14 protein-coding genes are annotated in these 13,117 nt (G+C 64.0%); 9 read left to right on the top strand and 5 right to left on the bottom strand.

All coding sequences use genetic code 11. The features are described from left to right. Positions 1-20 precede the first annotated feature (20 nt). The 6 genes from XI06_RS37995 (at position 21) to XI06_RS38020 (ending at position 3,951) form a co-directional block, all read left to right on the top strand. Positions 21-620, top strand: a complete 600-nt coding sequence (locus tag XI06_RS37995) for a class I SAM-dependent methyltransferase (RefSeq protein WP_237860849.1) — start codon at positions 21-23, stop codon at positions 618-620. Between the two features lie 57 nt (positions 621-677). Further along, positions 678-1,256, top strand: coding sequence for an NADPH-dependent FMN reductase (locus tag XI06_RS38000; protein ID WP_237860847.1), 579 nt, complete (start codon positions 678-680; stop codon positions 1,254-1,256). A 6-nt stretch (positions 1,257-1,262) separates the two neighbouring features. Then, positions 1,263-1,973 carry an orotidine-5'-phosphate decarboxylase gene (gene pyrF / locus XI06_RS38005; RefSeq protein ID WP_271607676.1) on the top strand — a complete coding sequence of 237 codons (711 nt, stop codon included), beginning with the start codon at positions 1,263-1,265 and terminating at the stop codon, positions 1,971-1,973. Positions 1,974-2,001: 28 nt separating this feature from the next. Next, the gene (locus XI06_RS38010) at positions 2,002-2,313 is read left to right on the top strand and encodes a DUF1330 domain-containing protein (protein WP_237860843.1); all 312 of its coding nucleotides are present in this window, start codon (positions 2,002-2,004) and stop codon (positions 2,311-2,313) included. A 175-nt stretch (positions 2,314-2,488) separates the two neighbouring features. After that, positions 2,489-3,304 (top strand): 4-hydroxy-tetrahydrodipicolinate reductase, encoded by an 816-nt coding sequence (dapB, locus tag XI06_RS38015; protein WP_128948833.1) that lies wholly within the window; start codon positions 2,489-2,491, stop codon positions 3,302-3,304. 23 nt (positions 3,305-3,327) lie between these two features. Beyond that, positions 3,328-3,951 (top strand): 2,3-bisphosphoglycerate-dependent phosphoglycerate mutase, encoded by a 624-nt coding sequence (locus XI06_RS38020; RefSeq protein ID WP_237860841.1) that lies wholly within the window; start codon positions 3,328-3,330, stop codon positions 3,949-3,951. A gap of 119 nt (positions 3,952-4,070) precedes the next feature. On the opposite strand, the gene XI06_RS38025 is transcribed toward XI06_RS38020, so the two are convergent. Next, the gene (locus XI06_RS38025) at positions 4,071-4,967 is read right to left on the bottom strand and encodes a methylated-DNA--[protein]-cysteine S-methyltransferase (protein WP_237860839.1); all 897 of its coding nucleotides are present in this window, start codon (positions 4,965-4,967) and stop codon (positions 4,071-4,073) included. A 55-nt stretch (positions 4,968-5,022) separates the two neighbouring features. Next, positions 5,023-5,556 (bottom strand): DUF2244 domain-containing protein, encoded by a 534-nt coding sequence (locus XI06_RS38030; protein ID WP_237860837.1) that lies wholly within the window; start codon positions 5,554-5,556, stop codon positions 5,023-5,025. A 22-nt stretch (positions 5,557-5,578) separates the two neighbouring features. Here XI06_RS38030 and nth point away from each other — a divergent pair, with 22 nt between their 5' ends. The 3 genes from nth to XI06_RS38045 all read left to right on the top strand — a co-directional run bounded on the left by nth (position 5,579) and on the right by XI06_RS38045 (position 9,192). Continuing rightward, complete coding sequence (nth, locus tag XI06_RS38035; RefSeq protein WP_237860835.1) at positions 5,579-6,328, top strand: endonuclease III; 750 nt, start codon at positions 5,579-5,581, stop codon at positions 6,326-6,328. 124 nt (positions 6,329-6,452) lie between these two features. Then, positions 6,453-7,577, top strand: a complete 1,125-nt coding sequence (locus XI06_RS38040) for an HlyD family secretion protein (protein WP_237860833.1) — start codon at positions 6,453-6,455, stop codon at positions 7,575-7,577. Then, complete coding sequence (locus XI06_RS38045) at positions 7,564-9,192, top strand: MFS transporter (RefSeq protein WP_237860831.1); 1,629 nt, start codon at positions 7,564-7,566, stop codon at positions 9,190-9,192. The genes XI06_RS38040 and XI06_RS38045 overlap by 14 nt, the downstream gene beginning before the upstream one ends. A 6-nt stretch (positions 9,193-9,198) precedes the next feature. Here XI06_RS38045 and XI06_RS38050 read toward each other — a convergent pair whose 3' ends face one another. The 3 genes from XI06_RS38050 to XI06_RS38060 form a co-directional block, all read right to left on the bottom strand. Continuing rightward, positions 9,199-9,939, bottom strand: coding sequence for a sulfate transporter family protein (locus tag XI06_RS38050; RefSeq protein WP_237860827.1), 741 nt, complete (start codon positions 9,937-9,939; stop codon positions 9,199-9,201). A 190-nt stretch (positions 9,940-10,129) separates the two neighbouring features. Then, complete coding sequence (locus tag XI06_RS38055; RefSeq protein WP_237860825.1) at positions 10,130-11,299, bottom strand: phosphorylase family protein; 1,170 nt, start codon at positions 11,297-11,299, stop codon at positions 10,130-10,132. 279 nt (positions 11,300-11,578) lie between these two features. Then, entirely contained in the window at positions 11,579-12,994 is a 1,416-nt protein-coding gene (locus tag XI06_RS38060; protein WP_237860823.1) for an MFS transporter, read from the bottom strand. Positions 12,995-13,117 lie beyond the last annotated feature (123 nt).

Below are 13,117 nucleotides of genomic sequence, written 5' to 3' on the forward strand. Positions count from 1 at the left end.
TCGTCCCGTCCGGTCCAGACATGCCATTGCCGTCGTCCGCGCGTGCGTTGAAGAAGCCCCGTCTCGATGACGAGGTGCGCTTCCTCAGATCGTGGATCGAAAAGCCCCTCCACATGGGCGCGGTGATGCCGTCGGGCAAGCTGCTCGCGCGGACCATGGCGCATTACGTCGACGTCAATTCGGATGCCCCGGTGGTCGAGCTCGGACCCGGCACGGGCGCCATCACCTCGGCGCTGGTCGAGCGCGGCGTCGATCAAAAGCGCCTCGTCCTCGTCGAATACAATCCCGGCTTCTGCGCGCTTTTGCGCGACCGCTATCCGCAGGCCAAGGTGGTGCAGGGCGATGCCTATCGCCTGCGCGACACGCTCTGGAATGTGCTGAGCGCGCCGGCCAGCGCGGTGGTCTCCGGCCTGCCGCTGGTCACAAAACCGATGCTGACGCGCCTGCGGCTGATTCGCGATGCCTTCACGGCGCTCGCGCCCGGCGCCCCCTTCGTTCAGTTCACCTATGCGGTGGTGCCGCCGATCCCGAAATCGCTGCCCGGCGTGTCCACAGAGGCTTCGGAACGGATCTGGATGAACCTTCCGCCGGCCCGCGTCTGGGTGTATCGCAAGTACTAATTCCGCTGGCGTCTTCCTTTACGCGGCGGGCTCGTTTCGCCGAACGTATGGAAGAGGATGTCAGCCCCGAAGATCCTGGTCATTCCCGGCTCGCTGCGCACCGGCTCGCACAATGTGAAGCTGGCGGCGGTCGCCGCTTATGAATTCGCGCAGGCCGGCGTCGAAATCACCCGCATCTCGCTCGCCGATTTTCCGCTGCCGATCTACGACGGCGATCTCCAGGCCAAGTCAGGCGTGCCCAAGCACGCCATCAACCTCAAGCGCATGATCGGCGCGCATCACGGCGTGCTGTTCGTCTCGCCCGAATACAACGCCTCCGTGCCGCCGCTGCTGAAAAACGCGATCGACTGGGTCAGCCGCGTGCAGGATCCGCACGAGGCACGCGGAGACGTCTTCCGCAACCGCGCCTTCGCGCTCGCCGGTGCTTCGCAGAGCCGCCTTGGCGCCGCCCGCGCGCTGCAGGCATTGCGGCTGATTTTGACGTCGTGCCACGCCAATGTGATCGCCAGCCAGTTCACGCTCGCCTTTGCCGACCAGGCCTATGACGATATGGACAGGCTCAAGAGCCAGGCCGATAGCGACGGGCTGAAGCAGATGGTGCGGCAGTTGATCGACATTTCCCAACGCATGATGTGAGGTGACATGAGGCCAGCCGAAATTGCCCCGAAAGACCGCCTGATCGTTGCGCTCGATTTGCCCAGCGTCGATGCCGCGGAGGCGATGGTCACCAGGCTCGGCAACAGCGTCACATTCTACAAGATCGGCTATCGCCTTGCTTATGCCGGCGGCCTGCCGCTGGTTACCAAGCTTGCTGACAGCGGCAAGAAGGTCTTTCTCGATCTCAAGCTGCACGACATCGGCAACACGGTCTCACAAGGCGTCGAGAGCATCACCAGGCTGGGCGCGACCTTCCTCACCGTACATGCCTATCCGCAGACGATGAAGGGCGCCGTCGAGGGTCGCGGCTCTTCGAAGCTGAAGCTTCTCGCGGTGACGGTACTGACCTCCTACAATGACGACGATCTGCATGCGGCAGGCTTCCGGCTCGGTGTCTCCGAGCTGGTCGAGGCGCGCGCACGGCAGGCGCAGGCGCTCGGCATCGACGGTCTCGTGTCCTCGCCCGAGGAGGCCGGCGCCTTGCGCAAGATCGTCGGCCAGCAGATGAACCTCGTCACACCAGGCATCCGTCCGGCGGGAGCGGCGTCAGGCGATCAGAAGCGCATCATGACGCCCGGCCGCGCAATTGCCGCGGGCGCCGATTATCTCGTCGTCGGGCGGCCGGTGGTGGAAGCCTCCGATCCCAAGGCGATCGCTGAAGCGATCCAGGCCGAGATCGCGCAGGCACTCGGCTGATCAAACAAATCAAAAAAGGAGAAGAACAATGGCAAAAGGCTACTGGATCGGACGCGTCGACGTGAACAATGACGAGGGCTACAAGCCCTATGCCGTCGCCAACGGTCCGATCTTCAAGAAGTGGGGTGGCCGTTTCGTCATCCGCGGCGGCAAGTTCACAACAGTCGAAGGCGCCAGCCGTACCCGCAACGTCGTGATCGAATTCCCTGATTATCAAACCGCGATCGCCTGTTACAATTCGCCGGAATACCAGGCCAACATCAAGGTGCGCCAGCCGCACTCGATTGCCGACCTCATCATCATCGAGGGCTATGACGGTCCGCAGCCGGCGGACGGTTGAGACGCTCTGTCATTCAGGGGTGATGCGCAGCATCGAGCCAGGAATCTCGAGATTCTCAGGTGCGCAATTGCGCACCAGAGTTCGCCTTCGGGCGCCCCGGAATGACGGCCTTTGATCCCCCTCGGTTGCCGGAACTGCATCCCGCCGCTACAACGGCGCCTGAGAGGATCACACCATGTCAGACATGCGCTTGATTGTTGCGGGAGCCGGCGGCCGGATGGGCCGCGCCCTGACGCGGGCGATTGCCGACAGCAAAGGCGCGGTATTGGCTGGCGCGCTGGAGGCGCCGGGCTCGGAGCTCTTAGGCAAGGATGCCGGTGTGCTCGCAGGGCTCCCGGCCAACGGTATCAAGTTGTCCGCCGATCTCTGGGCGATGTCGAAAGATGCCGATGGCATTCTGGATTTCACCGTGCCGGCCGCGACCATCGCTAATGTCGCGATCGCGGCTGAGCGTGGGCTGGTCCATGTCATCGGCACCACCGGGCTGTCGGCGTCCGACAACGCCGTGATCAAGAGCGTCACCAATCGCGCGGTCGTGGTGCAGTCGGGCAATATGAGCCTGGGCGTCAATTTGCTCGCCGCCGTGGTCAAGCGCGTCGCCAAGGCGCTCGACGAAAGTTTTGACATCGAGATCGTCGAGACCCATCACCGCATGAAGGTCGATGCGCCCTCCGGCACCGCGCTGATGCTGGGCCAGGCCGCAGCCGCCGGTCGCGGCATTTCGCTCGAGGAGAACGCGGAACGTGGCCGCGACGGCATCACCGGCGCGCGCAAGCCGGGCGCGATCGGCTTTGCGTCCTTGCGCGGCGGCACCGTCGCCGGCGAGCACAGCGTCACCTTTCTCGGCCCGTTCGAGCGTCTGACATTGTCGCATCTCGCCGAAGACCGCATGCTGTTCGCGCACGGCGCGCTGAAGGCGGCGCTCTGGGCGCATGGCAAGAAGCCGGGGCATTACTCCATGGCCGACGTGCTCGGCCTCGCAGACATCTAGAAGAACCAAACGGAAAGCACTCAATGAGCGAACGTCTTCTCGTGCTCGTGCGCCACGGCCAGAGCGAATGGAATCTGAAGAACCTGTTCACGGGCTGGAAGGATCCCGATCTCACCGAGCAGGGTGTCGCGGAAGCCAAGGAGGCCGGCCGCAAGTTGAAGGCCCAGGGCCTGGTGTTCGACGTCGCCTTCACCTCAGTGCTGACGCGCGCACAGCACACGCTCGATCTCATTCTCACCGAGCTCGGCCAGACCGGTTTGCCCACGTCAAAGGATCTCGCGCTGAACGAGCGCGACTATGGCGACCTCTCCGGGCTCAACAAGGACGACGCCCGCAAGAAGTGGGGCGAGGAGCAGGTGCATGTCTGGCGCCGCTCCTACGACGTGCCGCCGCCCGGCGGCGAAAGCCTCAAGGACACGCTGGCGCGTGCACTGCCCTATTACGTGCAGGAAATCCTGCCCGGCGTGCTCAACGGGAAGCGCACGCTGGTTGCGGCCCACGGCAATTCGCTGCGTGCCTTGATCATGGTGCTGGAGAAGCTGTCGCCCGAAGGCATTTTGAAGCGCGAGCTCGCGACCGGCGTGCCGATCATCTACCGGCTCAACGCGGATTCGACGGTCGCGTCGAAGCTGGATCTGGCGGGTTGACGAAGGTCTCGTAGGGTGCGCGAAGCGAAGCGTGCCCACCACCTGTCGCCATTTCAGAGAGATCATGGGCACGGCGCGTTGCGCCTTTGCCCACCCTACGATAGTGGCGTTCGTAGCTCCTATTGCATCCCCAGCTGCCCGGCTTCCCAGCCCAGCATCGCCTGCTTGCGGGTGATACCCCAATGATAGCCCGTCAGCGTGCCGCTCTTGCCGAGCGCGCGGTGGCAGGGCACGACGAAGGACACCGGGTTCTTGCCGACGGCAGCGCCGACGGCGCGCGAGGCCTTCGGGCTGTTGATGTTGCAGGCGATGTCCGAATAGGACACCGCGCGGCCCATCGGGATCTTCAGCAGCGTCTCCCAGACCCGCACCTCGAAATCGGTGCCGATCATCACCACGCGCAGCGGCTGATCCGGCCGCCACAGTTTCGTGTCGAAGATGCGTGCTGCGAGCGGCGCAGTGCCTTCGTGATCCTCCACATAGGTCGCGTTGGCCCAGCGCCGCGTCATGTCGGCGAGCGCGGCCTTCTCCTCGCCGTGATCGGCGAAGGCGAGACCCGACAGGCCACGATCGGTCGCGATCACGATGGCCGTCCCGAAGGGAGACGGATGGAAGCCATAGCGCAAGGTCAGCCCCGCGCCGCCGTTCTTCCATTCGCCCGGCGACATCGCTTCGTGGGTGACGAAGAGATCGTGCAGACGGCCCGGCCCTGAAAGTCCTGAGTCGAGCGCCGCATCGAGGATGCTTGCGGAGTCCCGCAAGAGTCCCTTGGCGTGGTCGAGGGTCAGCGCCTGCATGAAGGCCTTCGGCGTGATCGAGGCCCAGCGGCGGAACAGATGGTGCAGCTCATCCGGTGTGACGCCGGCCGCATCGGCCATCGCCTCGATGGTCGGCTGCGCGCGCCAGTTCTCCGAGATGAACGCGATGGCCCGGCGCACGGAATCGTAGTCGCGCAGCGCGGCGTTCTGGGGGCCCGGCTTGGCCAGGCGCTGGTCATGTATGGCGAGTGTCATCATGACCGGAAATGTAGGCGCGGGGAGGCGTCGAAACCACCCGATTTCCGACCGCGCGTCAGGTCACCGGATTGTAGGTCGGGCCGCGTTTGGCGGCGTTTAAGGCTTCAATCAACCCTTTGTAAAAACTTGCCTTTTCATCCGGTCCCAAAAAACGCGCGATCCGGATCTGGTGGCCGCGCGAGATCAGGTAGAGATGCTCGATGCCAAAATCCTCGTCGACCTCCATGTCGAGGCGGACCCAGAGCGGATTGAAGGTCCATTCGGCGACCTGCCCGTGATGGCTGACGCGCCGCACGCGCAGTTCAGATGTCGTGACCGTGATTTCCTCGCGGGCCCGCCCCGTGCGGAAATTGACCTTGAACGCCCACCACACCACGAGCACGTCGAGGCCGAAAAAGCCGAGCACCGGCCAGGCGCCCTTCATCAGGAAGACAATTCCGGTGACGAAGCTGACGACGCTCAGGAACAGCATCACGGCGAGGAAGCCGGTGCGGTTCAGCGAGCGGTGCGGCGTCAGCAGCGCCGAGAAGATCTGCTGCTCGGCATGACCTTCAGATTCTGCCCGCTCAATTTCGTTGCCTGTGCTCATCGTCCCTCAGTATATCCCGATCATGGCGAAAATCACCCGCAAGCCGGCCCTGCGCGAAGCGGCGGTGCCGAAGAAAAAGGCAAAGGCAGCCGGCGCGAGGCCCAAGCCCGCGAAGAGGTCGCTCAAGGCTACAAAACCCTGGACGCCGGCAGAGGTTCGCGAGGTCTTCAGCCGATTCCGCGCGGCCAATCCCGAGCCGAAAGGCGAGCTCGAGCACGTCAACCCGTTCACTCTGCTGGTGGCCGTGGTGCTGTCGGCACAGGCGACGGACGCCGGCGTCAACAAGGCGACGCGCGCCTTGTTCGAGGTCGCCGATACGCCGCAAAAAATGCTCGACCTCGGCGAAGAGCGTCTGCGTGACTACATCAAGACCATCGGCCTCTACCGCACCAAGGCCAAGAACGTGATCGCGCTGTCGGCCAAAGTGCTCAGCGATTTCGGCGGCGAGGTGCCGCGCACGCGTGCCGAGATCGAGTCGCTGCCGGGCGCGGGACGCAAGACCGCCAATGTCGTGCTCAACATGGCCTTCGGCGAGCACACCATGGCGGTCGACACGCATGTCTTCCGCGTCGGCAACCGCACCGCCCTCGCGCCGGGCAAGACGCCGCTCGAGGTCGAGCTCGGGCTCGAAAAGGTGATCCCGGCCGAGTTCATGCTACATGCCCATCATTGGCTGATCCTGCACGGCCGCTATACCTGCCTCGCGCGGAAGCCGCGCTGCGAGGTATGCCTGATCAACGATCTCTGCCGGTGGCCGGAGAAGACGGTGTGAGCGACAGCCAAGTCATCCCGGGGCGCCTCGAAGAGGCGAACCCGGGATCTCGAGATTCCGGGTACGATGCTGCGCATCGCCCCGAAATGACGATCGTAAGAGCGAAGCCGGCTTTGAGGTTATCGTGAGTCAACAGGAACAAGTTTCGTCGCCGACACCGCCTGTCGCATCCAAGCCAACGCAGCGGCCTGCAACTTCGCTCTGGAGCCGGCTCGCAATCCCGCTGTTTGCCGTGATCGTCGCTCTCGCCTTTGTCGCGCTGGCGACGCTGCGCTTCGACGAATGGGTTGGCAATGAAGTGATCCAGACCACCAATGACGCCTATGTCCGCGCCGACCTGACCCGTCTCTCCAGCCGCGTCTCCGGCGAGGTACTGACCGTCGCGGTCGACGATTTCCAGCGCGTCAAATCAGGCGATCTGCTGATCCAGATCGATCCCGCCGATTATGAGGCCCAGGTCGCGCAATCCGAGGCCGCGGTGGCCGCCGCGCAGGCTGTGCTCGACAATCTCGCCAACCAGATCGAGTTGCAATATGCGACCATCGCGCAGGCCGAGGCCGCGCGCCTGTCGGCGGAAGCCCTGGAGGTCGAGGCCAAGCAGGAACAGGAGCGCCAGCAATCGCTGTCGCAGACCGAAGCCGGCACCCGGCAGCGGCTCGAGCAGGCGGTTGCGGGCCTTGCCAAGGCGCAGGCCGACGTGCGCGCCAGCCGCGCCGTGATCGCCGCCCAGCAGCACCAGCTCGAGGTTCTGCAAGGCACCAAGAAGCAGCGTGCGGCCGATCTCGATGCCACCAAGGCAACGCTGGCAAGCGCCAGGCTCAAGCTCGGCTATACCAGGATCACGGCGCCGTTCGACGGCGTCGTCGGCGAGCGCCAGGTGCAGCCGGGCGATTACGTCAATATCGGCACCAACCTCATCAACGTCGTACCGCTGCCGAAGGTCTATGTGATCGCAAATTACAAGGAGACCCAGCTGACGCATGTCCAGCCCGGGCAGCCGGTCGAGATCACCGTCGACAGTTTTCCGCGCGAGAAGCTGCGCGGCAAGGTCGAGCGCATCGCGCCCGCGACGGGCGCGCAGGTCGCGCTGCTGCCGCCTGACAATGCCACCGGCAATTTCACCAAGGTGGTGCAGCGCATTCCCGTCCGCATCCAGTTCGACGACAATCAGCCGCTGCTGACGCGCCTTGTGCCGGGGATGTCGGTCGTCACCAGAATCGACACGAAGGGCGCGAATGGCGGCAAATGACGATGCCGGCCACGGACCGATCTCGCGCGGCGGGGTCGCGCGACAGCCTTTGTTTGCCGTCGCTTCCGTGCTGCTCGGCTCGTTCCTCGCCAATTTCGACAGCCGGCTGACCACCGTCGGCCTGCCAGACCTGCGCGGCGCGTTCGGGCTCTCGTTCGACGAAGGTGCGTGGCTCTCCACCGCCGGCATCGGCTCGCAGATCTTCATCGCCCCGGCGGTGGCGTGGCTTGCCACCGTGTTCGGCTTGCGCCGCGTGCTCGGCATTCCCAGTCTCGTCTACGCGCTCGTCTCGCTGACCATTCCTTTCGTGCGCGATTATCCGACGCTGATCGCGCTCAGCGTCGTGCATGGCCTCTTGCTCGGCACCTTCGTGCCGGCGACGCTGATGATCGTGTTCCGCAATCTGCCGATCCGCTGGTGGCTGCCGGCGATTGCGCTCTATTCGATCCGCGTCGGATTTGCATTGGACTCATCGTCCTCATTGGTCGGCTTCTATGTCGAGCATCTCGGCTGGCAATGGCTGTATTGGCAGGGCGTCGTGATCGCGCCGCTGATGGGCCTGATGGTCTATCTGGGAACACCGAGCGAGCCGGTCAATCGCGCGCTGCTGCGGGCGGCCGATTGGGGTGGCATGTTGCTGCTAGGAGCCTCCGTCGGAATGATCTATGCCGGGCTCGATCAGGGCAATCGCCTGGATTGGCTCGGCTCCGGCACGGTGATGGCGCTGCTGGTCGGAGGCGGCGTGCTGTTCGTGGCCTTCCTTGTCAACGAGTCGTGGGTCGCGCAGCCCTGGGCGCATGTGAACGTGCTGTTCTCGCGCAATGTAGGCTTGGCGTTGATCCTGATCCTGCTCTACACGCTGACCAGCCTATCCAACGCGTCGCTGGTACCGAATTTCCTCGGCGCCGTCGGTCAGCTCAGGCCGGAGCAGAGCGGCTGGCTGCTGCTCACCTTTGGCGCGTTGCCGATGTCCGTACTGGTGCCGATCTCGATCTGGCTGCTCCGGCATTTCGACACGCGGACGGTGGTGGTCGTTGGATTTACCTGCTTTGCTGCGGCCAATCTCTGGGGGACTCAGCTCACCCACGATTGGGCGCGCGAGGATTTCATCGGCATCGTTCTGCTTCAAGCGGTCGCGCAGTCGCTGACGCTGCTGCCGCTCATCATCACGTTGTTGTCGAATTCCGACCCCAGCCGTGCCACGGCCTTTGCAGCCTATATCCAGATCATGCGGCTCGGCGGCGCCGAGATCGGCGTGGCGCTGATGGGAACCTGGCTGCGCGTCCGCGAGCAGGTGCATTCCTTCTATATCGGCCAGAACCTGGAAGTCGGCGACGTCAATGTGGTGCGCGCGCTGAAGCAGCTCGCCGATCACTTTGCCGCCCACGGCGCCGGCTCAGCGCAGGCGCGCGCGGTCGGTACGCTAGCAAGCTTCGTCGCGCGCGAAGCCAATGTGCTCGCCTATATCGATGGTTTCTGGCTGTGCTTCTGGCTGGCAGTGGCCGGGCTCGGCTTCATCGCATTGATCACCCGAGCCCCGCCGGGTCCGTTTACGCCGGCGCCGTTCGGTTTCGCCAAGAGGGTGCTGCGCAAATGCGGCGTGCAGGTGAGCTGATCGGGCTCACCGCATCTGCCGCGCCGGCTCGATCAGCTCGGGCCGCGGGCCTGACAGGCGCTTGTGCATGTGCACCATGAAGGCCATGCCGAAAATAGGCGTCGCCAGGTTCACGACCGGAATCGAGACGAAGGCGGCGATGAAGAGGCCGGCGGTGAAGATCGTCGCGGCATTATCGCGCCGCATCGCTTTCGCATCCTCCGGCGAGCGGAAGCGCATCGCAGCGAGCTCGAAATATTCGCGGCCCAATAGCCAGGCGGCAGCGAGGAAGAAGACCAGGAAACCGGCGCCGGCCAGAAACACCAGCGGTAAAGCGGCGAGATAGACCAGGATGGTGAGCAGCGCGGTCTTGATGCCTTCGAGGATCGCCTGCTTGAACGGCAATGCCGTGCCCGGCCGCTCGGCCGGATAATATTCACGCTCGACGATGTCGGCGACGTCATCGACGAAGAAGCTTGCCACCAGCGAGGTGATCGCGGGCATCAGGAACACGCTGCCGAACACGACGCCGAAACCGGCCGCAATCGAGATGATCCAAGCCAGCACCTCCAGTGACGAGTGCCAGCTCGGCCCAAGCAGCCCCTCGAGCCAGACCTCGCCATAGGTCGCAAACCAGGTCAGCAGCCGCTGCAACCCGATCGCAAGCACCACGATCAGCACCAGCGCGAGCCCGATCGACCGCCACAGGATCGAACGCATCGGCGGCGACATCATTTGCGACAGCGCCTTGACGGCGGCATCCAGCATGGGAACCTCTCACGAAACACTCAGCGAGAGGTAGACACCCCCGGCCACTTCGGCAAGGGAGGCTGACCTGCCAGCTTCCGCGGCTTTATATTTTGGGCATGATCTCCGCGCAGACGCGTTCCGCGTCTGTCGCGAGGGAAAACCGCGTCACACTTTGCGCTAACGCGGCCCTGCGGGTCCGGATCATACCCTATGGCTCCGCCACGATACTCGCCCAGCAGGCGATGGCGCTACAGACCGTGCTCCAGCGGCCGAACCCTTTGTAGATCTGGGCGGCGACCTGCTCCTGCTGCTTCAGCGTGCCCTCGGCCTTGATCTGCGGGTCGGAGACGTTGCGGATCGCGAGCCAGCGCGGCGCCTTGTCGCCCATCTCCTGCGCGACGAGGCCGAGGACGGCATCGCCCATCTCGGAGACGTCGCCGAGGCCCTGGAGCTTGAAGTGATTGTCCGAGGTGTCGAAGCCGAAGAAATCGGTGGTCACCACGGACGATGACAGCTCGCTCGGCTTGACCACGAAGATCTTCGGCGGCCGCGCATTGTCCTTCGGCAATTGCCCTGCATTGGCCTTGAACAGCGTCTTGGCGCTCGCAAATTTCGACGTCTTGGCCGGCTTGCTGGAGTAGTGCGCCTGCGCAAACGGCTGCTTCTTGAACTTCGAGAGGCAGTCGAAACGCACGATTGGGCTGACGATGACGTCGCCGACCTCGACCTGTTTGCCGATGCCGCCGGCCGTGCCCGTGGTGATCACGAGCGTCGGCTGCACCTCGGTGATGATCTGGCGCCAGACGTCGATGTTCGGCAGCTGCGGGCCGTCCTGCGACATGTGCGAGTCGGATTTGAACACCACGACCTTCTTCTTGCCGATCGTCGTGGTCCAGAAGGCGCCCAGCCGCTTCAGCTCCTTGGCAGGGCAGCCGTTGCGCATCTTCTTCGAGATAGCCGCGTAATTGTGCGTGTAGGGCACGTAGTCGTTGTGCGAATCCTTGCCCGGCGTCAGCACGCGGCTGGTTGCGTGACCTTCGTCGACGGTCCAGGTCACGACCAGCACGTCGGCGCGCGGCAGCGGCCCCTTGCCATTGCCCGGCTTCGGCCCCGTCTGCGGCGCAAGCCCCCTGGGCCAGGGAATGTCGGTGAAGCGCGACAGCCCCGTCGAAGTCGAAAAGGCCATGAACTCGCGGCCTTCGGGGCCTTCGGAGTCGAAATCGATGATCTCGCGCTGGAAGTCTTCGGGGGCGACCTTCGCGGTCTTCTTCACGGCGGCATCCGCGATGCGCTTGACTGTGAAGGTCTCGCGCGGCGGCGGTGTGGTGATCGGATCGAACCCGAGATTTCTCTCAACCCATTTGCGGTCAGCCGGCATGTGTTCGTCTCCGCCAATTGATTTTGACAAACGTCTTTCATTGGTCGGCCAAACAGGCCGACGGTTGCAATCTTAGATCGAAAACTTGATCACAGAATGGTCTGGGCTATTGACCGATTCGGGGCCGATGTGAGACGCGCAGAGCAATCACCTGCCAAAACAGAGTCGTTCTAAAATAATAGTTCAGTATCCGAAGTAATTCTCAGGTGAGATTACACCTATAGTTGAATGACGACAATCTCTCTTTCGGTCACAAACCGGCTATCGGCGCAGCCGGGCCTACACCGTGTCCAGCGCCTTGCCGCGGACATCAGGGCCGAACAGCGCCATCGCGATCACCACGATCAGCATCGCCACAGTGATCAGGCCGAACACGCCGATGACGCCGGCCTCCTTCAGCATGTAGGCGACGATGAAGCCCGAGAAGGTCGCGGAGAGGCGGCTCATGGAATAGACGAGGCCGGACGCCCGCGCCCGGATCTGGGTCGGGAACACCTCGGTCTGGTAGGCGTGATAGGCGTAGGACATCGTTGTGTTGCAGGCCGTCAGCAGCACGCCGCAGACGATCAGCAGTGCCGGCAGGGTCAGTTGCGCGAACGCCATGCCGAACACGATAATGGCGACGCAGGCGCCGGCGATGATCCAGCGGCGTTCGAATTTGTCGGCGAAGCTTGCGGCGAGCAGCGGCGCGATCGGATAGGCGAAGGCGACGATGAAGGAATATTGCAGGCTCTTGGTGACGGTGATGCCCTTCTCCACCAGCAGTGTCGGCACCCAATTGGCAAAGCCGTAGAAGCCGAAGGCCTGGCAGAGGTTGAACACCATGAACAGGACCACGAGCGAGAGATAGGGCGGCCGGAACAAATCGGCGAAGGCGACGTGCACGGCCGTCTGCGAGGCCGGTCGGGCGAGCGAAGCTGAAGGGCCTGGCGCCGTGCCGCCGCCTCTGGCTTCGAGCGTTGCAAGAATCCGGAGCGCCTCTTCGGTGCGGCCGTGGCGCGCCAGCCAAAGCGGGCTCTCGGGCAGGAACAAGCGCAGCACCCAGACGATCATGCTGGCGGCAGCACCAATCAGCACCACCCAACGCCAGCCATCGACGCCATAGGGCGCGAGCGGCACCAGCCACCAGGCGAGGAAGGCGACAACGGGCACGGCGATGAACATGATCGCCTGGTTCACCGCGAAGGCGCGTCCGCGCATCCGGCTCGGCACCAATTCGGTGATATAGGCGTCGATGGTGATGACCTCGACGCCGATGCCGATGCCGGCAAGGAAGCGCCAGAGCAACAGGCCGCTCGAGGAGGTCTGGCAGGCCATGATCACCGACGCCGCGCTATAGCCAAGCAGCGCATAGGTGAAGATCGCGCGGCGGCCGAAACGGTCGGCGAGGAAACCGAGGAAGAAGGTGCCGACGAACAGGCCGGCAAAGGTTGCGGCGACGAAGGCGCCGATGCCGGAGAAGCCGAAGAAGGCTTGAGTCGTCGTGCTCAGCAATCCGCTGCGGGCCAGGCCCGGGGCGATGTAGCCGGTGAGGAACAGATCGTAGATTTCGAAACAGCCGCCGAGCGAGAGCAGGATGACGAGCTTCCAGACATGGCCCGTCGCCGGCATCGCCTCGAGCCGCCGCGAGATCTCGTCCGGTCCTGAAGATGCTGCGCCGAGCTCGAAGCCTGTGTCGATGCCGACAACGCTCATGACGTCCTCCCGTGGCGCGCGCGATGCGCGCGGTTCCCGGCGGCTCATCTCTGAGGTTTTTCGGTAAGCTCTGCCGGACCGCGCCATGTTGGCGGGTCAGGAGTGGAAATCCAGAAGAACATA

It is taken from the genome of Bradyrhizobium sp. CCBAU 11434 (genome assembly GCF_028128895.1).
Classification (GTDB): domain Bacteria; phylum Pseudomonadota; class Alphaproteobacteria; order Rhizobiales; family Xanthobacteraceae; genus Bradyrhizobium; species Bradyrhizobium zhengyangense.